General features: G+C 38.9%; 21 protein-coding genes, 1 pseudogene and 1 riboswitch. Of the genes and pseudogenes, 15 read left to right on the top strand and 7 right to left on the bottom strand.

Translation table 11 applies throughout. The annotated features are described in order from the left end of the window. Window positions 1-11 precede the first annotated feature (11 nt). Together PGP85_RS12000 and PGP85_RS11995 are read left to right on the top strand one after the other, a co-directional pair. The gene (locus PGP85_RS12000; protein ID WP_010741368.1) at window positions 12-650 is read left to right on the top strand and encodes a nitroreductase family protein; all 639 of its coding nucleotides are present in this window, start codon (window positions 12-14) and stop codon (window positions 648-650) included. Window positions 651-665: 15 nt separating this feature from the next. Next, complete coding sequence (locus PGP85_RS11995) at window positions 666-953, top strand: putative quinol monooxygenase (RefSeq protein WP_010741367.1); 288 nt, start codon at window positions 666-668, stop codon at window positions 951-953. 248 nt (window positions 954-1201) lie between these two features. Here PGP85_RS11995 and PGP85_RS11990 read toward each other — a convergent pair whose 3' ends face one another. Both PGP85_RS11990 and PGP85_RS11985 read right to left on the bottom strand, forming a co-directional pair. Beyond that, window positions 1202-2638, bottom strand: coding sequence for a hypothetical protein (locus tag PGP85_RS11990; protein ID WP_010741366.1), 1437 nt, complete (start codon window positions 2636-2638; stop codon window positions 1202-1204). Between the two features lie 154 nt (window positions 2639-2792). Next, on the bottom strand, window positions 2793-3494 hold the full coding sequence (locus PGP85_RS11985; RefSeq protein ID WP_251868225.1) for a helix-turn-helix domain-containing protein: 702 nt from the start codon (window positions 3492-3494) through the stop codon (window positions 2793-2795). A gap of 509 nt (window positions 3495-4003) precedes the next feature. On the opposite strand from PGP85_RS11985, the gene PGP85_RS11980 reads away from it, so the two are divergent. The 4 genes and pseudogenes from PGP85_RS11980 to PGP85_RS11965 all read left to right on the top strand — a co-directional run bounded on the left by PGP85_RS11980 (window position 4004) and on the right by PGP85_RS11965 (window position 8173). Continuing rightward, on the top strand, window positions 4004-5149 hold the full coding sequence (locus PGP85_RS11980) for an efflux RND transporter periplasmic adaptor subunit (RefSeq protein WP_270327692.1): 1146 nt from the start codon (window positions 4004-4006) through the stop codon (window positions 5147-5149). Between the two features lie 61 nt (window positions 5150-5210). After that, window positions 5211-5819, top strand: a pseudogene (locus PGP85_RS11975) (ABC transporter ATP-binding protein); the annotation flags it as partial. Beyond that, on the top strand, window positions 5816-7021 hold the full coding sequence (locus PGP85_RS11970) for an ABC transporter permease (RefSeq protein WP_270327689.1): 1206 nt from the start codon (window positions 5816-5818) through the stop codon (window positions 7019-7021). The pseudogene PGP85_RS11975 and the gene PGP85_RS11970, both read left to right, overlap by 4 nt. A 177-nt stretch (window positions 7022-7198) precedes the next feature. Beyond that, a complete protein-coding gene (locus PGP85_RS11965) occupies window positions 7199-8173 on the top strand; it encodes a tRNA dihydrouridine synthase (RefSeq protein WP_270327686.1) in 975 nt (324 codons plus the stop codon). A gap of 67 nt (window positions 8174-8240) precedes the next feature. Here the strand turns inward: PGP85_RS11965 and PGP85_RS11960 are convergent, their stop codons facing one another. Further along, window positions 8241-8822 carry a hypothetical protein gene (locus tag PGP85_RS11960; protein ID WP_270327684.1) on the bottom strand — a complete coding sequence of 194 codons (582 nt, stop codon included), beginning with the start codon at window positions 8820-8822 and terminating at the stop codon, window positions 8241-8243. A gap of 226 nt (window positions 8823-9048) precedes the next feature. On the opposite strand from PGP85_RS11960, the gene PGP85_RS11955 reads away from it, so the two are divergent. The 4 genes from PGP85_RS11955 (at window position 9049) to PGP85_RS11940 (ending at window position 12590) form a co-directional block, all read left to right on the top strand. After that, window positions 9049-9558: a macro domain-containing protein gene (locus tag PGP85_RS11955; protein WP_270327683.1), complete on the top strand. Its 510-nt coding sequence runs from the start codon at window positions 9049-9051 to the stop codon at window positions 9556-9558. A gap of 85 nt (window positions 9559-9643) precedes the next feature. Beyond that, window positions 9644-10030 (top strand): ASCH domain-containing protein, encoded by a 387-nt coding sequence (locus PGP85_RS11950; protein WP_010741359.1) that lies wholly within the window; start codon window positions 9644-9646, stop codon window positions 10028-10030. A gap of 722 nt (window positions 10031-10752) precedes the next feature. After that, window positions 10753-12276 (top strand): helix-turn-helix domain-containing protein, encoded by a 1524-nt coding sequence (locus PGP85_RS11945; protein WP_270327681.1) that lies wholly within the window; start codon window positions 10753-10755, stop codon window positions 12274-12276. Window positions 12277-12296: 20 nt separating this feature from the next. Beyond that, window positions 12297-12590, top strand: coding sequence for a nucleotide pyrophosphohydrolase (locus tag PGP85_RS11940; protein ID WP_270327679.1), 294 nt, complete (start codon window positions 12297-12299; stop codon window positions 12588-12590). A 71-nt stretch (window positions 12591-12661) separates the two neighbouring features. Here PGP85_RS11940 and gloA2 read toward each other — a convergent pair whose 3' ends face one another. Continuing rightward, a complete protein-coding gene (gene gloA2, locus PGP85_RS11935) occupies window positions 12662-13051 on the bottom strand; it encodes an SMU1112c/YaeR family gloxylase I-like metalloprotein (protein ID WP_270327677.1) in 390 nt (129 codons plus the stop codon). A 148-nt stretch (window positions 13052-13199) separates the two neighbouring features. Then, a riboswitch (TPP riboswitch) is annotated at window positions 13200-13289 on the top strand. Window positions 13290-13500: 211 nt separating this feature from the next. Here gloA2 and thiW point away from each other — a divergent pair. From thiW to thiD, 4 genes are read left to right on the top strand one after another with little or no spacing between them, the layout of a single operon-like run. Then, window positions 13501-14022, top strand: a complete 522-nt coding sequence (gene thiW / locus PGP85_RS11930) for an energy coupling factor transporter S component ThiW (RefSeq protein ID WP_270327675.1) — start codon at window positions 13501-13503, stop codon at window positions 14020-14022. Beyond that, window positions 14019-14837, top strand: coding sequence for a hydroxyethylthiazole kinase (locus PGP85_RS11925; RefSeq protein ID WP_270327673.1), 819 nt, complete (start codon window positions 14019-14021; stop codon window positions 14835-14837). The genes thiW and PGP85_RS11925 overlap by 4 nt, the downstream gene beginning before the upstream one ends. Next, complete coding sequence (gene thiE / locus PGP85_RS11920) at window positions 14828-15457, top strand: thiamine phosphate synthase (RefSeq protein ID WP_408639895.1); 630 nt, start codon at window positions 14828-14830, stop codon at window positions 15455-15457. Before PGP85_RS11925 ends, thiE begins: the two co-directional genes overlap by 10 nt. After that, on the top strand, window positions 15454-16272 hold the full coding sequence (gene thiD / locus PGP85_RS11915) for a bifunctional hydroxymethylpyrimidine kinase/phosphomethylpyrimidine kinase (RefSeq protein WP_270327671.1): 819 nt from the start codon (window positions 15454-15456) through the stop codon (window positions 16270-16272). Before thiE ends, thiD begins: the two co-directional genes overlap by 4 nt. A gap of 82 nt (window positions 16273-16354) precedes the next feature. Here the strand turns inward: thiD and PGP85_RS11910 are convergent, their stop codons facing one another. Then, the gene (locus PGP85_RS11910) at window positions 16355-16708 is read right to left on the bottom strand and encodes a winged helix-turn-helix transcriptional regulator (RefSeq protein ID WP_010741351.1); all 354 of its coding nucleotides are present in this window, start codon (window positions 16706-16708) and stop codon (window positions 16355-16357) included. Between the two features lie 144 nt (window positions 16709-16852). Between PGP85_RS11910 and PGP85_RS11905 the strand changes: the two genes are divergently transcribed. Continuing rightward, entirely contained in the window at window positions 16853-18061 is a 1209-nt protein-coding gene (locus tag PGP85_RS11905) for an MFS transporter (protein WP_010741350.1), read from the top strand. A gap of 51 nt (window positions 18062-18112) precedes the next feature. Here the strand turns inward: PGP85_RS11905 and PGP85_RS11900 are convergent, their stop codons facing one another. Together PGP85_RS11900 and PGP85_RS11895 are read right to left on the bottom strand one after the other, a co-directional pair. Continuing rightward, window positions 18113-18553 carry a helix-turn-helix domain-containing protein gene (locus PGP85_RS11900; protein ID WP_270327669.1) on the bottom strand — a complete coding sequence of 147 codons (441 nt, stop codon included), beginning with the start codon at window positions 18551-18553 and terminating at the stop codon, window positions 18113-18115. Window positions 18554-18648: 95 nt separating this feature from the next. Further along, a complete protein-coding gene (locus PGP85_RS11895) occupies window positions 18649-20019 on the bottom strand; it encodes an MFS transporter (protein WP_270327666.1) in 1371 nt (456 codons plus the stop codon). Window positions 20020-20039 lie beyond the last annotated feature (20 nt).

The raw sequence follows: 20039 nt of genomic DNA, 5'->3' as shown, positions 1-20039 counted from the left end.
GAGGAAAAAACATGTCAAAAGAATTTGTAACAAATGATTTTTCAGAAATTACATTCGGCAGAAAATCTGTCCGTGAGTACGATGAAACCTTTAAAATTTCTCATGAAGAAATGCTTGAAATGATTCAAGAAGCAACGACCGCTCCATCATCAGTTAATATGCAGCCTTGGCGTTTTGTCGTGGTTGAAAGTGAAGAACAAAAAGCAAAATTAAAACCGCTGATTCGTTTTAATACACGTCAGAATGCTACATCTTCGGCAATGGTATTGATTTTCGGTGATATGCTATGCTATGAGTTTGGAGAAGAAATTTATGATCAAGCAGTAGCAGAAGGGAAAATGCCGCCAGAAGTAAGAGATCAACAATTGGAAGCGATTATTCCTTATTACAAGAGTTTTACTAAAGAACAAATGAATGATGTGGTAAAAATCGATTCTAGTTTAGCAGCGATGCAGTTTATGTTAATTGCTCGTGCGCATGGCTATGAAACAAATCCGATTGGTGGATTTGAAGAAGATTTATTGGCCGAAGCATTTGGGTTAGACAAAGAACGCTATGTTCCAGTAATGATTCTTTCAGTAGGAAAAGCAACAGAAGCAGGGTATACATCTGTTCGACTACCAGCAGAAAAAATTACTGATTTCAAATAGAAATTGGAGAATATGATGAAAATTATTCAAGCAACTTTTTATATTAAAAATGAAAAAAGAGAAGATTTCTTAAAGGATGTACTGCCCTTGATTCAATCTGCAAGACTAGAAGAGGGCTGCCTAAAGTATCATCTGTACGAATCGATTGAAGAGAAAAATCAATTTGTGATGGTGGAGAACTGGGAAAACCAAGAGGCAATTAACAGACACAATGAGAATCCATTATTAAAACAGTTATTTGCTAACTTGAAAGAATATGTTGAAAAACCAACAGACCTAACTATTTCTAATAAGGAAGATTAACAAGGCCGGTCATTCATCAGTGTCAATCGTTTTAGTTGTTTTACATAAGTTAATCTCAACTGTCAGCTAATAAGGCCTCAATGTCGATTTTTCGAGATTGAGGCCTTATTTTTGTTCATTTTTTCTATTTTTTTATCCGTAATTATAAATTTTAAGGAAAAGTGTTGCGAATTTATCAGGTAACTAGTGAAAGAAGGACCACTAACTAAAGTAAATAGAAGTGGATACATCTTTTAAAAACTATATATTTACTGTTTTGTTAATACGCAGGAAAAAATATAGTTAGAGATATCTTTTAGATCATTGGTTAGATTGTTGATAGAAATTGGTAGGATGAACTTTTTTTCTTGATCTAAAAGGCAGCGTTCACAGACGATAAAGCAATTTATATTGAAAAACAATTCTGGAATTTCGTCAATGGAGTAATAGATTTCGTCATTGATAAAAAAATAATTCTCAGAAATGATCTTGTTTATATTATTCCGAAACAGCATATGAGAGTATTCATCTTTAGCAACAAGAATTATCGGCGTTTTCTTTTTTTCGCCTTTTTTTAGGATGGGCATGACTAAATGGCAGAACTGTAAAATGATGGATTCCGACATCGTTATATTGGACAAAAAATTGTCTTTCAACCATAACCTGATTGTCTGGCTAACTTTTTCTTTTATGTACCTATCGCTACAGTTTGTAAAGTAGTATTGATTAAGTAAAAATTCATTAATTCCTAAGGAGGTTGTATAAACTAGATCCATTAATGGTTTTTCAAACTCAATTTCACCTAATAGATTCATTTCAAAAGCCGCTTCAAAATTTCTGATTAGTTGGACAACAGAAGGATAACTTTTCAGTAATCTGTTTCTATAGTATTGATAATCAACTTCGATTAACCGATAACTATCTGGATTATAAGGCAAATTTTTATAGATTAAAGAAATGAAGGCAATATTTCCATCGTCTATGTCCAAATCATGTTGTAGGAAACAAGTTTTAATACTATTAAAAATAATACCTGTTTTTAAAAACATAATAGTTTCATCATCTATCGCAAGAGTCTCTTTTTTATTGATACTCAAGAAAATGGCATATTGTAAATAAAGCAGGCTTTTTTTGCTGAATCTGTTTTTTAAAAGTTCTCCCAGATCATGGGCTATTTGTTCGGATTTTAAAAATAGCGGCTGATTATTTAACTCGCTAGTACCGATTCCTCTCATCCAGATGGTCAAAAACAGATAGCGTAATTTTAAATGATTCTCAAAGTTTACTTTGCCTTTGGAGTTGGTTCCCAAACTTTGTATAAAATACCTTTCGGCCTTTTTTTTTAAATTAAATACTTTTGTCACTGAAATAAATTCTTCTTCAGAAATGGCAGTATAGTTATTTTTTCCTAGAAGATATCGATAGCAAACTTTTAAGAAAGGAGAGTCCGCATAGAGCTTACGTACCAACTCATAACAACTTGTGTCTTGTTTGAAATGAAAAGACAACTCAGATCGAGAAATTGAATAGGAAACGATATCATCTTCCAATTTTGAAGCTATTTTTTGACAATCTTTCTTAATAGTATTAAAACTAGCATTCATATTTTCTGCAAGCTCACCAATCTTGACCGGCCTGCATTCATACAATACATATGTAATTTTAACTCTACGTATAATATCTTTTTCTATAAAGTTGTCTATCAATTGATTGTCTCCTTACGCTATTAAATCCAGGAAAATGTCAATAAAGAATGAGCAAGTCGTCTTTCTTTGTATTACTTAGGTGCAACAATTAAAGCTGTTGGTAATTAAAGAGTAGCAGCTTCCGTTTTTCGTTTGGAATGAAAGCGACCGCTGTTTAATCGAGATAATTTTTCACTTCATTAAATAACAGATCGCCTAAAAAATATCCCTTATTCCAAGAGGTGATCAATTCACCCTCAGGAAAGTTATAAGTAGAAAGTTTTTTTCTAATACGATTCGTTAAATTGGAAAGCTGACACAAGTTTGATTTTGTTACTTGCGTTTCCCAGAGTAATGAACAGAGTTTTTCTCGGGAAAGGATCGCGCCATCTTTTTGAAATTGATACAAATGGTAGAGTAACTTCTTTTCATTAGAAGAGAGACTAAAAAAGAAGGTCTCTGAATTTATGTCAATTTTTGAATTCGTCCTTTTTTCACTAGAAGGATATATCGATTGTTTATTCGTCAATTTAGCGATTTTTTCAATGATTCCCAAATTTGAAGTTACCGGATCAATCCAATCATCGATTTCATCAAATAGATAGGAAAGTTCCGTCTGTTTCAAATGTTCAGGATTTCCCTTTCTTAAAATGAAAAGACCATTTTGCTTGAAGGTAGAATAATATTTTGAAACCTCTAAAGTGGAAATTGTATCACTAAAAATGACCACCGAGAAATAGCTGATCACTTGTGGAAAGTGCTGTGCATCCAACATCAAATCATATGAGCAATATACTTCTGCATTTGAACGTTGCAGAACAGCTTGTAAATCTTGTTCCGCTAATAAATTCTTTGTTATAATCAATACCTTTGTCATAATAATCGCTCCCAATAATAAATTAGCTCATGTAAGAAAAGTACTATATAGCGACTAATCCAATAAATGATAACTAATTCTTCGTATTTTTATTTGGTATCATCTTAAAAATACATTATCAAAAAAAGATCGATTATTTTTTCCTTTTTTTTAACTTTTTTAATTCGGAAATTAAATTTTAAAACAAAATACATTTAAAATTGTAAGAATAATCGATTATTTGCCATTATTTATAAAGGCGATGCTATAAACTAATCGATTATTAGTCATTCTGATTAATAAAATAAGCATGAAAGATTATTCAAACGTCTAGTAAACGAATCATTTTCAACGACTTATCTCAACATAAATCACTCTAGGTTTATAACGAAAGTTTACGTGTTTCGCTATTTAGTTGGAAGCGTTTTTTCTTGTATTACTTTTTTGTTAGTTTAAATTAAGCTGATTCGATGTTTCAGAATTTATCTTCCTTGTAGACTAGGCCTAGAAAGTTTATGTGGGGGAAGATTATGAAGAAAAAGACAAAGTTTGTGATTGCTGGAATCGCCGGTTTAGTTATAGCCGGTTGTGGATTTTTTATATTGAGTTCCAAGAATGAAGAATCACCTTATCATGTTTATACGGTCAAAACAGCAGATCCATTGCAGTTGAAAGGGAAAGTAGAACCAATTAAGAGACAACTTTATTTTTTAGATACGAGTAAAGGAGCTATAAAAAGCATTCCCGTAAGCAATGGCGCGGAAGTTGCGGTAGGGACTCCATTGATCGAGTATCAGAATGACACGGCACAAAATGAGACGATTACACAGCAGCATGCTGTGAATAAAAGCTCTTTGGACGCCACTCAAGCTGAGGCTGCCGTGACGGCGGGAGAAAACCAAGTACAAACAGTCACGAAACAGATCAATGAAACACAGCAGAAAATCGCACGAGCACAAGAAGAGGAGGAAAAAGCGGCACTCAATGAACAATTGAAGCAGCAGCAGACGGAACTGCAATCAGCCAATGATCAGCTGCGCCAATCTCGTTTTGCAGTGCAAGGTGCGTACGAGGATGTTCAATCAGCCAAGGATGTTTTGGCCGGACAGCAAAAGCAGGCTTCGATGACGGTAAGTTCAGAAATTGAGGGGGTTGCCTCCGTGGATGAAAAAGGGAAAGGTTCCCCGGAAGTGCCGGTAGTCACTGTTTCTAGTAAGAACAAGCAGATCAAAGGTGTGGTAACAGAATATGATCTAGACAAACTCGTGTCTGGCCAGGCTGTTCAAGTAGCAACGGTTGGGAATAATAAAAAAGTAGAAGGGACGGTCAAAGATATCGCTGCCAGTGCGCTTCCAACTAGCGGAGATAGCAGTAATGTTGCTTCTTATGAATTTACAGTAGAAGGAAATTTCCCTTGGACCGATGATTTATCAACACTGATTACTTTGCAGCAAAAACAGCTCTTGCTTCCAGATTCTGCCGTTAAGAAAACGGCGAAGGAACAATATGTCTTTAAATATATAAATGGCAAAGTGAAGAAGACTAAAATTCAAACGATGGATATCAATGGACGCAAGGTTGTCCAAGAAGGACTAAAGGACAATGATAAAATTATCGAAAATCCCGATGATGCTTTAAAAGACGGGGCGGAAATTCAGGTGAATACCAATGATTAAATTGGAGCATATTTATAAATACTATGATACTGGAGGAACACGGTTAAATGTTTTGGACGATATTAGTTTTTCCATTGATGCCGGTGAGTTCGTGGCGATCATGGGCCCCTCCGGTTCAGGAAAGTCGACTTTGATTAATCTCTTGGGATTCATTGATCGTAATTTTGAAGGGGATTATCTTTTCAACGGACATGAAATAGCGAATTTTGAGGATGAAGAATTATCCGTGATTCGTAACCGATCCGTGGGCTTCGTTTTTCAAAATTTTAGTTTGATTGAAAATTTAACCGTGGCTGAAAATGTCGAGCTGCCGCTTTTATATAATGGTGCCAAACACAATGAGACACAAAAGAAAGTAGCGGAAGCTTTGGCAAGGGTGGGCTTAGCTGATAAGTTGAACCAATTACCTAAACAATTATCTGGTGGACAGCAGCAGCGAGTGGCCATTGCTCGAGCATTGATCAATCAACCGAGTTTTATCATCGCTGATGAACCTACCGGAGCATTAGATACGCATACGACCGAGGAAATTATGCAATTATTTAAACAATTGAATGATGAGGGCGTCACGATCATACTAGTCACGCATGATCCGGAAACGGTAGTTTACTGTGATCGTTTATTAAAAATTCGGGATGGAAAAATGATCGAGGAGGTGTTGCAGTCATGAGAAAATACATTCTCTGGCGAACAGCCTTTCGTTCGATTTTTAAGAATAAGCGGCGTAGTTTTTTAACCATGGTCGGCATTATTATTGGGATTGCGGCCGTCATAACGATCGTTGCTTTAGGAAATGGCTTTAAGCGAAATATTTTGTCAGAAACGACTGGAGCAGATGAATCTGGCCAAACCAAATACATCAACATCAAATACAATGATTTTGACAATTTAGTCAAAGACGATAGCGGTATCTCGCAAACAGATAAAAACATGGTTGCTAACCTGCCGGAAGTTAAAACTGTATCTTATTATAAAGCGATGAAAAAAGACAGTAATCCATCGATTGATTTCTATGATAAAAATACAAAACTAACTATGACGGTTCAACCAACGAAAAAAACGGATTTATCTCTGTTGAATGGGCGTCAGCTTAATTCTGCTGATAATGATGGACTCAATAAGGTAGTTGTTCTTGACGAAGTAGTAGCAAAACAGATTTTTGGATCGAAAGAGGCGGCTTTGAATCAGGGGTTTGATTTAAAGGGGCAGGTTTTTACTGTGGTCGGTGTATCAGCGAACACTTCAGGAGCGATCAGTCCTCAAAATTATGAACCGTTAGCCTTTTTTCCTAAAAAGACCTATACCCATTATTTAGGCAAGAAAGAAGATCATTCGGTGTTAGCGATCACGTTCAATGCTAAAAATAATGACGCTGCAGCAATGAACAAAGTGGTGAAACAACTCAACCTGAATGGTGAGAGTCGTCTGCAGGGAGAGTATCAAAATTATGATCCAACTTCAGAAATTAAGCAGCTAGGTTCAATGTTGGATAATCTAACGCTGTTCATTAATGCTGTAGCGGCCATTTCATTATTTATCGCAGGTGTGGGTGTGATGAATATGATGTATATTTCAGTCTCCGAGCGAACAAAGGAAATCGGGATTCGGCGAGCACTTGGCGCGAATGCGAGATCTATCAAATTGCAATTTTTATTTGAAGGGATCGTATTGACCATTAGCGGCGGCATAATTGGCTATATTTTGGGAATTTTGATCGCCTATGGAGCGTCCTTTGCGTTGCCGTTTTCTGTTCGACCAGATCTGATGACTGTGTTGATTTCGATTGGTACCTCCGTTTTGATTGGTGTATGCTTTAGCTATTTACCCGCTTCAGCCGCCGCGAAAAAAGAATTGATCGATATTTTGAAATAGCTATTAGTAGCAAGGCCGTCATTTTTTGTTTGTTTAAATGAGGCCTTGCTTTTATTTTTGATTTGCTGGTATGCTTCAAACTAGCTTTTTGCTTCTTCTCTCAAACCTTAGTATAATAACGTTGTTTTGAAATGATAACGGAGATCGTGCAGCGTGCGATGGGAGGACATATACATAATGATAAATAATTTTTGGGCAGAACTGCCAAAGCCCTTTTTTATACTGGCGCCAATGGAAGATGTAACAGATGTGGTATTTCGTCACGTTGTGAAAGAGGCTGGCGCACCAGATGTTTTCTTTACGGAGTTTACGAATTCGGATAGTTTTTGTCATCCAGAGGGAATTGAGAGTGTTCGAGGGCGTTTGGCGTTCACGGAGGATGAGCAGCCGATGGTGGCACATATCTGGGGCGACAAGCCAGAATTTTTCCGCGAGATGAGTATTGCGCTAGCAGACATGGGTTTCAAAGGAATCGATCTGAATATGGGTTGTCCTGTACCGAATGTTGCAGAGCGGGGGAAAGGCAGTGGCTTGATTTTACGTCCAGAGGTAGCGGCGGAACTGATCGAAGCGGCCAAAGCCGGCGGATTGCCCGTCAGTGTGAAAACTAGAATCGGTTTTAATGAGATGGACGAGATGGAAGGCTGGATCAGCCATCTATTAAAGCAAAACATCGCGAATCTTTCAGTTCATATGCGCACACGAAAAGAAATGAGTAAGGTCGAGGCACATTGGGAATTGATCCCAAAAATCGTAAAAATGCGAGATGAAATCGCGCCAGAAACGTTGATAACGATCAATGGGGATATCTTGGATCGTCAGATGGGCTTAGATTTGGCAGAAAAATATGGTGTGGATGGGTTAATGATCGGGCGCGGAATCTTTAAAAATCCTTATGCCTTTGAGAAGAAACCGCAAGAGCATTCACCTAAAGAACTGATTGACCTACTACGGTTACAGCTTGATCTGCAAGATAAATATGCGGAGCAAGTTCCGCGTTCGATTGTCGGCTTGCATCGTTTTTTCAAAATCTATGTCAAAGGATTTCCCGGAGCAAATGATCTGCGAGTAAGTTTGATGAATACGAAATCAACAGCAGAAGTTCGAGCGATATTGGATGATTTTAAACGGGCACATGAAGAAATTGCCTAGTTAAAAATTGATGCAAAAAAGGAGAAGAGACACTTTCTTACAGAAGTGTCCCCTCTCCTTTTTTGTGTTAGCGATTATCAGGATGTGCTCTTTTCTGCTGATTTTTAGTTCCTTGATGTAAAATATCTTTCAGACGAGCCTCTTTTTTCTCGAGAAAGAAAGTAAACGTCATACTGGAGACACCGGATAAAGCCCAAACATACCAGCTGTCCTTACTGCTGAAGCGAGTGAAGACAGCAATATCCTTCAATAACTCGTGGGCGAATTCGGAGAAAATATCGTCGATCGCAATAGAGGCATGGTGAAAGAAATGCATCATGATCCCCAATATAAAGAGCGCAATCCAGCCCAAAATATAAGGAAATCCTTTTTTGATGAGTATCACTGGACGCTGGTGTCGATCGAGTTCGTCAGTTACCTTGATTTCTGATTTAGTGGTTTGAAACCAGCCGATAAAGCCCGCAGCAAGAATCAAAATAAATGCTGTAAAGAAATTTTCCGAAGTCCACCTCATCGTAGCGAAAAACATGAGGATCGAATAAACAGGGATGCTCAGTAGTTTTAAACGTGAGATCTTTTCGAATTCAAATGCGTGCAAGGATAAGCGAAAAGCTAAAAATAGCAATAATCCGTAGATAATTAATTTCATACTAAAGTCCTTCTTTCAAGAATAAACCAATTTTCAGATTATAGCGAAGTAGAGAAGATCTGTAAAACGATAGGTTATTTTTTTAATCAGCCGCTTAGAAGTGTCTCTGCGGCTGAATTTTTTTTACTAAACTGACGAAGGTCAGCAGTATCTGGTAGAGTGGTCAAGGAAGGGCATATATGATTATTGTTATAATAGATAAAACTAATTAAAGGAGCGGAGAACAATGATCAAAGTAACACTAGGAGATATTTCCCGTTTAGATTTTCAAGTGGATGCAATCGTCAATGCAGCAAACTCGGCGCTGATTCCTGGTGGAGGTGTGGATGGGGCTCTTAACCAAGCCGCAGGTCCTAAATTAAAGCAGGCAATGGCCGCGATTGGTGGAACACCGACAGGCACGGCAGTGATCACTCCAGCATTCGAGCTGTCAGCGACTTATGTGATCCATGCGGTAGGACCACGTTATATTGATGGCAAGCATAATGAAGAGGAGCTGCTGTATTCTGAATATGAAACAGTCTTTCAACTGGCTCGTGAATACGAGCTGTCTACCCTCGCAATTCCAGTGTTAAGTGCAGGAATTTACGGCTACCCAAAAGAAACCGCAGCTTATGTTCTTTATAAGGTAGCTGCTAGAGCTGAAAATCATGCGGTTACAACCTATGTAATCGTTTATGAAGAATTTTGGCTGCCGCTCTTTGATAAAATTCTGAAAAAAAAAAATTTAAGATAATATATGTAAACGGTTAATTTAATTCTATTAGATCGTAGATAAAGTGATAAGATAATAGTAAATATGCAAAAGTGAGGCGAATGCTTTGAAAGCTATCTCAATCCATCCAGCGCCAGTTATGGAAATTCTTTCAGGAAAAAAAACAGAAGAGTATCGTTCGTGGTCTACACACTATCGCGGTCCATTACTGATTTGTTCGACCGCTATTAAAACGCCAGACTGTATATCAGGGCATGCTGTCTGTATTGTAGATCTTGTGGATGTAAAACAATTGGACGAAGGTTCGTATGCATGGGTTTTTGCGAATGTTCGCTGTATCAAGCCATTCCCCATTAAGGGGCAACGACGTTTGTATCATGTGCCGGATGACCGAATCATTGAACCAGAGACGGGGGAATTCACCATTGAAGATGGTGAAAAAGTTGTGACTGAAAAATTTTGGCAAGACTATTATTTGAGTCTAGTCAATTAGACTCCTTTCGAAATAGAAAGAATAACGAACACTCATTTAAGATAATGAGTGTTTTTATTTTTATTTGAAGCACCCAACGTTTTTCAGTCATTGATGAAGATAAAGAATTTGAGGCGGCTAAAGCTCTCTTTGGTGTGAGCGAGAGATTAACAACCCAATAGTTCAAAAGGCGGTTTCTTGCCATCAACAGGTATATTCATTAAGTGTGGTCATATACAACAAACAGAAAATTAATTAGAAAATGAAAAACAAGAACTGATTTAGTTCTTGTTTTTTCATTTTTTGAAAAAATTTGGGAAAATGGTGAAAACAAATTTTTGATAAATTCTGTTAATGGGTGGGCCTATTCCTTTGGATATACGCCAAAAGATCGCTTAATTCTGTTCTTTTTTGCGATTTTAAAGAGCTTTTTCCGTTTTTTTTCCTTAAATTAAAAAAAAGTAATTTTAGAATTGTGTATTTTGAATGTTTTTAACAAAAATTGCCATTATCATTTTTTTATATTATTATTTGTTAACAACAAAAAAAGATTACAAGTGTTTGGCATTTCTTATAATTAAAAATTGAATTAATGTTGAGGAAATAGCACAGAATGAGGTTATTAATCATTGATCCAGCGTTCTTTAATATAATACCAAAACTTGTTTTCGGATGTGTCGTCGGTTAAAGGGGAAAGAGTAGATAGTTTTAAGCGAAGGCGTTCTTTTGAGAGGGGAATGGTCATGGACTTTCGTGCAGTTTTAGGGACAAGCAACAAACGACGATTAGCGCTATTAGAACAACTATATTATCGTCGTGATGGTTGGTCGAGCGATCAATTAATGAACAAACTGAATTGCTCATTACCAATTTTATTGAATGATATCGAATTGATTAATGAAGGCCATACGAAATTTCAAATTAAGAAGACAAAAGGTCTCTATCGTTTAGTTATTGATAAAAAAGTCAGTCTGGGAAATCTGTATGCCAATATTTTAACTACCAATCCTGAATTTCAAATCATTGAAGAACTATTGTATGAGGAATGCGAAAACATCACGGCATTGGCTAAAAAGCTGTATCTCAGTTCATCAAATACGCAACGCTATTTAAAGAAAATCGAAAAGACATTGACTCAAGCAGGGATGGAGTTGTGCTACCGTCCGTTGCGGGTGGAAGGTGACGAGGGAGAGATTCGCAATTTTTATTTTCGCTTTTATAGCGAACGGCAAAATGCCTTTGAGAGTACCTTGCCTAAATTGCCCGCCAAGCATTATCACATCATTGAACGATATGTGCAGGATTTGGTTAAAATCAATCAGATTCATGAAAAATATATCTTTCAAAAACGCTTAGTCTACAATTTCTATATTAGTATTTGGCGAATTAAAAATGGGCATAGGTATCCTAAACAAGAATTACGAACGGCAGGATTTCGATTGCCGATGGAATTATCTTTTAAGGCATTGAAGCAGGCTGTCAGAGAGGCGACAGACCTTGTTTTGACGCCGGAAATAGTACGTGATGGTCTATGGTTAATCTTTTCTGATTCTATCGTATTCAGTACGCCCCATCGGGAACTTGCAATGAAGGACAATGAAAAATACCAGCAATTATTTACCCGCCATTATGAACTAGTGGAAAAATATAATGAAATGCTGGGTTATCATTTGGATAGACAAAGTAAAATCAATTTGGCAACTGTCCTATCAAATGATTTCTACCTTTACAATCCACAAGGGAGTTATGTGTGCTTGTTGCGGCGTAATCGAACTGTTTTTTTGTCCGAGGTTTCAAAAGTTTATAACTGCGGGCTGGAAAAAGTGAAGGCTTTGGTACAGAGGTTTGTTGATAAATACGAAATGTATCAGGAAGAAGACTTTGTACGAAACTATACTTACTTATTGATCACGACAGAAGAACAGAGTATGAGATGGTTGGCTAGCCAGGAACCTTTGCTGAAGATTCTGCTGTTATCTGATTTAACACCAACAGAAGAAAGCTTTTTAGCAAAGCAAATTTCTGATACGATCTATGGGAATTTAATGATCGTCAATTTTGAAAAATTATCTGGCGGCACTTTCCAATTACATAATGAGTTGAGGCATTATGACTGCTTGATTACGACGGGTTCCGCAGAAGGACTGCCGGTGGACTATCCAGTAGTTGTAATCGATCCTTTTCTGACAAGACAAAGTACACGTTGGATTCAAGAAATGATCAATGAGCTTGAAAAAAATCGCAACTTTGTTTCTATGGTAGAATAGTAGCGAAAGAAGGTTGACGTATGACTAGCATGGAAAAAATCAATCAATTTCGTGATGAACGAAACTGGCGTCCGTTTCATAACGAAAAAGATCTTGCTTTATCGATTTGTTTGGAATCTGCAGAGCTGTTAGAACTTTTCCAGTGGAAGGATTCTGAAGAAGCGCGCACGCAAACGGAACGTTTAAAAGAAGAATTGGCCGATGTACTGATCTATTCTTATATGATGGCGGATAATTTGGATTTTGATATTGATGAGATCATTAGTGAAAAATTAAAGAAAAATGCGATTAAATATCCTGTGGAAGAAGTATAAAAATTTCAGGAGTAGTTAAATGTCCCTTTCTAGAGTAGATGATTTTGCTCTAGAAAGGGATGTTTTTGCTATTATTCATGCAATTCTAGCGGAAGACCATCCGGATCAAAGAAAAAAGTCATCCTCTCGCCTGTGAAATCATCGGTTCTCAAAGGCTCGCAGTCGATTCCGTGGCTGTTTAAATAAGCGATGGTGGCTTCGATATCCTCTGTTTTAAATGCCAAGTGGCGCAAACCGGCTGCTTCAGGAAAACTGGGACGCTTTGGCGGATTTTGTACAGCAAAGATTTCTAGTTCCGCATCGTTTAACTGTAAATCTAGTTTGTAGTCTTGACGTTCCGGACGGAAATTTTCGCGAATGATCGGCAAACCGAGTACAGTAACATAGAAGTGCTTCGCTTTTTGATAGTCAGAAACAATGATGGCGATATGATGGATCGCCGAAAAATCTGGTTTAGACATAAAAACATCCTCTCTATTTTCTCTAAGTATAAAGGATGTTTGAAAATTTTCTAACACAAAGAAGTGATCTAGCAAAATAATCCGTGTTTGTTTTCTCCGTATACGCTAGTTGAATTAAAAAAAGTATGTTATACTCCAAGCAATTGAAGAGAAACATTTGGGGTGCTGTTTAGCTGAGATTATACCCATTGAACCTGATGCAGTTAAGACTGTCGCAGGGAAATGTAGCTAGTTAACTAATCGTACCCGACCAGTTTATTTTGGTTGGGTTTTTCTGTCTTTTCAGACACTCTTTTTTGCCGATTTCATTTTAATCAGGTTATGGCGAAGTGATTTATTTTTGCAGCATGGATTAGTGAAAAGGTATGCGGATAAAGATCATTCAAATTTACGTTAGCTAATTTTGGATGTCTGTTGCGCATTTCTCTAATAAAGGGAGGGTATTTGTCGTGGAGAAAAATAAAATCCACAAATTAACATTACTGGCTTTAATGGTTGCGTTGGATGTTGTTCTGTCACCACTAATGCGAATCGAAGGGATGGCACCGATGTCCAGTGTCATGAATATTATCGCTGGAGTATTGTTGGGGCCAATCTATGGAACTGCGATGGCATTCGTTTGTGCTTTGATTCGGATGACGATGTTGGGCATTCCGCCGTTAGCTTTAACCGGTGCAGTATTTGGGGCATTTTTTGCGGGACTATTTTATCGTTTGGGAAAAAGGCTGGTCTGGTCGATGATAGGTGAAATTGTGGGCACAGGGATTATCGGCTCACTATTGTCGTATCCTGTGATGGTCTGGTTCACCGGGAGTCAAAGTGATTTGTATTGGTTGATTTACACCCCAAGATTTATCGGTGCGGCTTTGATTGGTTCGGCAATTGCCTTTGTCGTGTTGGTTAAGCTGCAGGAGACGACGATTTTTAAACGTTGGCAGCGCTTATTTTTGAGTGAGAGGATGTTTGGATGATCAAAACGAATTTTTCAAAAGTATTTCCGTTAGAGAATGCGCCATTAGTTCATTGTATAACGAATGAGGTGACTTGCGAAACACTGGCGAATGCCTTGCTGTATGTAGGCGCAAAGCCGATCATGGCCTCGGATACAAGAGAGTTCAAAGAGTTGTTTCAGCAGACAGACAGTTTGCTGTTGAATCTTGGTCATTTGTCGGAAGAACGGCAAAAAAGTTTGGTAGCCGCTAGTAAACTAGCCAAAAAACTACAAAAGCCTACAGTTATTGATCTCGTTGGATACGGTGTTAGCCAGGTTCGCGATCAGGTCGGACGCTGGCTAGTCGCAGAACGACCAACTGTGGTGAAGGGAAATATTTCTGAGTTGCGGAATTTTTGCGGATTGCCGAGCTATGCTCGAGGAGTAGACGGCAGTGTATTAGATCAAAGTGAGACAGCTATAGAAGAGCTATCAGAAGCAATGCAGAAATTAACAGCGACCTATCCAAATACGATTTTTTTAGCCACTGGCAGTCAAGATATTATCGTTGATCAAAAGCGTATTTGGTGTTTGAAGAACGGGGTGCCAGCATTAGATCGTTTTACTGGAACAGGCGATATCGTCGGAGCATTGATCGCGGCTCTGTTAGGGAATGGAGTGAGTGCGGCAGATGCAGCTGTTACGGCGGTCAGCTATTTTAATCTTTGCGGAGAGCAAGCAGGAGACCTGATTGGCTTGGCCGCATTCCGTCAGGAAACGTTGAACCAACTGTCGATTCTGATGGAAAAAAATTGGTGGACTGCGGTGAAGGGATGGGAAAAACAATGGACTTAACGTTATATCTTGTGACTGGACGTTATGATTTTAACGAGGCAGAATTTTTATCGGTGATTGATGCGGCTTGTAAAAATGGTGTGACACTTGTTCAATTACGAGAAAAAGAATTAGTGGCAGGAAAATTTTATGATTTGGCTTTACAGGTAAAAGCAATCACGGATCGGTATCAGATACCATTGATCATCAATGACCGAGTGGATATTTGTTTGGCAGTTGATGCGGCAGGTGTCCATATCGGAGATGATGAACTGCCGGTAGAGATCGTCCGAGCTATGATCGGCCCAGAAAAAATATTGGGCGTTTCAGCAAAGACCGTGGAACGAGGATTGGAAGCCGAAGAAGCGGGTGCAGATTATTTGGGTATCGGAGCAATTTTTTCAACGAAAACCAAGGATACTGCATTGACTTCGATTGAAACCTTGAAAGCTATCAATGAGGCTGTAAGGATTCCAAGTGTTGTGATCGGCGGGATTAAAGAAGACAATTTGATCGATTTTTGCGGAACGGGCATCGCAGGTGTTTCGATCGTTAGTGAGATCATGCGGGCGAAGGATGTCGGGGAAAAGGTTCGCCATTTAAAACAAAAAATCGAAGAAGTATTGGAGGAACAAAAATGATCAATGCAACACCTCAAGTCGTAACGATCGCCGGCTCTGATTCCGGCGGCGGAGCAGGAATCCAAGCAGATTTAAAAACCTTCCAAGCGCGAAAAGCTTTTGGCATGAGTATTATCGTGGCACTGACGTCGCAAAATACCTATGGCGTGCAAGATAGCATGGCGATTCCAAGTGCCTTTATTGAAGAGCAGTTTGATTCATTAGCAGCAGATTTTGCGATTGGAGCTGCAAAGACAGGGATGCTGGCAGACGTGGAACGGGTAGAAACAGTGGTTAAGAAGCTAAAAGAAGTCGACTTTGGCCCGCTAGTTGTTGACCCAGTAATGGTGGCAAAGGGCGGCCATCACTTGCTGCAAAGTGATGCCGTGAAAACCATCAATGAACAATTATTACCGTTAGCCACGATCGTTACACCGAATTTGCCAGAGGCAGAAGTGATCATTGGGCAGCGGATCGTTACAGACCAGGAAATGATTGATGCAGCCAAAAAATTACAGGTCTTAGGAACAAAAAATGTCGTCGTTAAAGGCGGACATAGCCAAAACGAAGAGGCAGCGGACTTTGTCTTATTGGCATCGGGAGAAAGTTTTTGGATGAGTGCTCCAAGAGTTGTTACAGCTAATACACATGGAACGGGTGATACTTTTTCGGCGTGTATAGCGGCTGAATTAGCCAAAGGGGTGGAATTAAAAGAGGCGATCATTATTGGAAAGAAATTTATCCAAGCAGCGATCAGCCAACCAATTTTCGTCGGTCATGGACATGGACCAACCAATCATTGGGCAAAAATGACAGATGATATCGTGATCAAATAAAAAAGAAGTTGGGCATGTAAAGCGAGTGCGAATAGTTAGATCAAAAATCTAACTATTCGCACTTCAATGTCTCAACTTCTTTTTAGTTTGCTTTCAAACAAATATCTTGTCCCTGTTCTTGTAAGTGGGAGACATGCTGCTCGCCCCAACTGCATAGACTATCTAAAATATCTGAAAGACTGCGGCCGTAGTCGCTTAATGAATATTCGACTTTCGGTGGGACTTGCTGATAGACTTTGCGATCAATGATATTGTCGTCTTCTAATTCCCGCAGCTGTTGTGTCAGCATTTTTTGGCTGATCCCTGTAATTCCGCGTTTCAAATCACTGGGACGCATTGGTCCATGACGAAGGTTACAAAGAATAATGGGTTTCCATTTTCCGCCGATAACATCCATTGTTGCTTCGACACCAATCATATATGCACGATTCTCCAAAAAAATTCCTCCTAAAAACATTGATATGATCCAAAAGTTACTAAAAGGTACCTATAGTACAAAAAAGTGGGTACTTATCAAAAGGTCATCAACAGTATATAGTATCTTCTCGTAGGTTACAAATACTTTTTTTGGAGGAACAACATGGAAAAGAAAATATCACCAAACTTAACTTTACTAGCTCTCGCAATCAACGCCTTTGCGATTGGGTCGACTGAATTTATCAGTGTTGGACTTTTACCGATGATCGTCAAAAGCTTCAACGTTACATTGGCTCAAGCGGGCTTGACTGTTTCTTTATATGCGTTAGGAGTTACGATCGGCGCGCCATTGCTGACTGTTTTAACAGGAAAATGGAATCGTCGAAATTTGATGCTTGGTATCATGGCATTGTTCATTGGTGGAAATTTGCTGGCAGCTTTTGCACCAACCTTTATGATTTTATTACTGGGTCGTATTTTAGCAGCGTTGGCTCATGGAATCTTTATGTCGGTATCAACGGTTATCGCAGCTGATGTCGTAGAACCTTCACGACGTGCAAGTGCGATCGCCATCATGTTTACTGGTTTAACTGTAGCGACAGTGACGGGTGTGCCGCTGGGAACATTTATTGGTCAGCAAACATCTTGGAACATGTCCTTCATTTTTATCGCTGTCGTTGGATTACTAGGTCTGATTGCCAGCAGTTTCTTGGTTCCTCGTCATTTGCCAATTCCTGGTAAGGTTGACTTGAAGGGTTTTGCTCGGATATTTACCAATAAGCCATTAGTGATGTCTTTCTTGATCACTGCTTTTGGGTATGGCGGAACATTCGCGGCTTACACTTATCTATCCCCGATTTTAGAGGGCTTTGGTTTTTCAGCCAGCGCAGTTGTGATTATTTTGATCGTTTACGGTGTGATGGTGGCCATTGGTAATACTGTTGGAGGACATTTCGCTAATGAAAAACCACTGGCTTCGTTGATTAAAATGTTTGGTCTATTGATGGCAGCGCTCGTGTTCTTATTTGCGACGATTTTGATTGGAAATACTATTTTGGGATTGATAGCGGCAATGCTCTTAGGGTTGTTCGCCTTCATGAATGTACCTGGGCTGCAATTGTATGTCGTGCAATTGGCGGAAAAATATGTGCCGCAAGATATTACGTTGGCTTCTGCACTCAATATTGCAGCATTTAATATTGGTATTACTTTAGGATCAACTGTTGGCGCTCAAGTAACTGGAAAAATGGGGATTGCCTACACACCAATTTTTGGTGCAGTAATTGTTTTATTGGCGATCGTCTTAGTCATGCAAGTGAAGAAAAGTGAAGCAACTATTTCATTGAATGATGTTGCTGAATGTGAAAAATAGAAAAATTTAGACAAGCAAAAGCCGTGACCACAAAAGTCACGGCTTTTTACTTTATTTATACGTCTTGGCAAGGATATCTTTAAAAACTAGAAAAGCATCTTGATCGTTGTATCCATAGTCTTTTTTTAAACGCAGCAGCATGTCGGTTATTTTTGGGACATAATCATCGATACGCACCACTTTTTGATAAGTTGCTAAAACTGGATATTTTTCTGACCAGACCGATGTCCAATCGATTTCCTGCTGTTTTTCTTCACTAGTCTTCGCGATAACTTCCTTTATATCGTTTAGATCGGGATCAAATTCGATCAAATCATCTAAAGATATTTTGTACAGGGTCGCCAACCTTTTTGACTGGTTGATATCGGGTAGTGTTTCGTCGAGTTCCCATTTTGAAATAGTCTGTCTGCTTACACCAAGTTTTTCCGCCACATCTTCTTGCGATAGGCCTTGTTTCTTTCGAGCATTGAAAAAGTTAGTTCCTAGTGTCATTCTCGCTACCTCCAAACTTACTATAGTTTCAGTTTATCAGGATGGGCTGTGAAAACCAGCGACGAAGCTATGAATTTTTGCCCTTTTTCTTAACATTAACCCAATTTAGGCTCTTTGCGGAAATGAATCAGACTAGCGATAAATACTGCTACAAGTAGAGCCAGTAGAACAAGCAGCGAAATCTGTGAGCCGTTAACAGTAGCCGCGATAAAATCAGACTGCGATTGCTGTGCCAAGTTGATGATCGTAGCAACGATCGCTGTGGCAATTGCGCCAGAGAATTGTTGTAGAGTATTGAACAGGGTGTTGCCGTCCCCGTATTCCTCCTCTGAAAGCAAGTTCATACCAGTAGTCATTAAATTGCTGTAGGCAAAGCCGATGCCGATCATATAAAAGACATGTCCAGCGACAAATCCAAGCAAAATCGGTGAGCGTAATAACAAGGTTAAGACAATCCAGCCAATGGTTGCGAAGCTCAATCCAAGCAGAATCGGTTTTTTTGAACCGAATGTATCTAAGACGCGGCCAGAAATGGGAGCTAGGATTGCGCCGACAGCTGCTCCGGGCATCATTACAAGACCAGCAATAAACGCGTCTTTTCCTAAAACGATTTGAATAAAGTTAGGCAAGACAAAAGAAATGCCTAAAAGTAAAAACTGACAAACTAAAAAGCCGCACAAGAATAAAACAAAGACTTTATTTTTCAAAACTGCAATTCGTACCAAAGGATTTTTTCCGCGAGTGGCTTGACGATAAAAAATCAGGAAGCCAACAATGCCGACAGCTAATGAAAGCAGCCCTAATAAACTGCCTATTTGATTTAAGAAAAGTAACAACCCGCTGAAGAGCAACGCAACACCGAGTAAGCTTACGACATCTAAAGCGCCAGATTTTTTTACCGGTATTTCCGGAATGGCATAGAGGCCGATCACTAACGAAATGGCTAATACTGGCAATAAGAATAGAAAGATTGCATGCCAAGAGAGACTAGCGGTCATAATTCCGCCGTAAGTCGGTCCAATTGCCGGGGCGATCGAAGTCGTTAAAGTGCCGACTCCCATCATTGTGCCGCGTTTGTGCATAGGTGTGAAATTTAAAATAATATGAAACATCAGCGGCAAAGCGATCCCTGTGCTGACTCCTTGCAATAAACGGCCAAATAATAAGATGCTGAAGGAGGGCGACCATAAATCAATCACTAAACCTGCGATGAAAAAGAGATTTGCGACGATAAATAATTTACGAATCGAAAAATTTTTCAATAAATAATTGGAGAAGGGCACCATAATGGAGATCACTAAGAGATAAATGGTCGTGACCCATTGCACCATACCGGTGGATATTCCGAATTGATTGATCAAAGTAGGGAAGGTTACGTTCATCGCAGTTTCAATCAGAACACCTGCGAAGGACATAATCCCAGTGGCAAGAACAGCTAACAACAAATGGATTTTCTTTTCTTTCATATAATATAACCTCACTTTAT

Origin of the sequence: Enterococcus malodoratus, assembly GCF_027659535.1 — a bacterium.
GTDB lineage: Bacteria > Bacillota > Bacilli > Lactobacillales > Enterococcaceae > Enterococcus_A > Enterococcus_A malodoratus.
Note: the sequence above shows the minus strand (reverse complement) of the source record. Positions and strands in the feature narration are given on the sequence as shown.

Excerpts from the sequence above, each read along its gene's own strand:
- PGP85_RS12000 (WP_010741368.1), top strand. The coding sequence starts at position 12 with ATGTCAAAAGAATTTGTAACAAATGATTTTTCAGAAATTACATTCGGC.
- PGP85_RS11995 (WP_010741367.1), top strand. The coding sequence starts at position 666 with ATGAAAATTATTCAAGCAACTTTTTATATTAAAAATGAAAAAAGAGAA.
- PGP85_RS11985 (WP_251868225.1), bottom strand. The coding sequence starts at position 3,494 with ATGACAAAGGTATTGATTATAACAAAGAATTTATTAGCGGAACAAGAT.
- PGP85_RS11980 (WP_270327692.1), top strand. The coding sequence starts at position 4,004 with ATGAAGAAAAAGACAAAGTTTGTGATTGCTGGAATCGCCGGTTTAGTT.
- PGP85_RS11970 (WP_270327689.1), top strand. The coding sequence starts at position 5,816 with ATGAGAAAATACATTCTCTGGCGAACAGCCTTTCGTTCGATTTTTAAG.
- PGP85_RS11965 (WP_270327686.1), top strand. The coding sequence starts at position 7,199 with ATGATAAATAATTTTTGGGCAGAACTGCCAAAGCCCTTTTTTATACTG.
- PGP85_RS11960 (WP_270327684.1), bottom strand. The coding sequence starts at position 8,822 with ATGAAATTAATTATCTACGGATTATTGCTATTTTTAGCTTTTCGCTTA.
- PGP85_RS11955 (WP_270327683.1), top strand. The coding sequence starts at position 9,049 with ATGATCAAAGTAACACTAGGAGATATTTCCCGTTTAGATTTTCAAGTG.
- PGP85_RS11945 (WP_270327681.1), top strand. The coding sequence starts at position 10,753 with ATGGACTTTCGTGCAGTTTTAGGGACAAGCAACAAACGACGATTAGCG.
- PGP85_RS11940 (WP_270327679.1), top strand. The coding sequence starts at position 12,297 with ATGACTAGCATGGAAAAAATCAATCAATTTCGTGATGAACGAAACTGG.
- gloA2 (WP_270327677.1), bottom strand. The coding sequence starts at position 13,051 with ATGTCTAAACCAGATTTTTCGGCGATCCATCATATCGCCATCATTGTT.
- PGP85_RS11925 (WP_270327673.1), top strand. The coding sequence starts at position 14,019 with ATGATCAAAACGAATTTTTCAAAAGTATTTCCGTTAGAGAATGCGCCA.
- thiE (WP_408639895.1), top strand. The coding sequence starts at position 14,828 with ATGGACTTAACGTTATATCTTGTGACTGGACGTTATGATTTTAACGAG.
- thiD (WP_270327671.1), top strand. The coding sequence starts at position 15,454 with ATGATCAATGCAACACCTCAAGTCGTAACGATCGCCGGCTCTGATTCC.
- PGP85_RS11905 (WP_010741350.1), top strand. The coding sequence starts at position 16,853 with ATGGAAAAGAAAATATCACCAAACTTAACTTTACTAGCTCTCGCAATC.
- PGP85_RS11900 (WP_270327669.1), bottom strand. The coding sequence starts at position 18,553 with ATGACACTAGGAACTAACTTTTTCAATGCTCGAAAGAAACAAGGCCTA.
- PGP85_RS11895 (WP_270327666.1), bottom strand. The coding sequence starts at position 20,019 with ATGAAAGAAAAGAAAATCCATTTGTTGTTAGCTGTTCTTGCCACTGGG.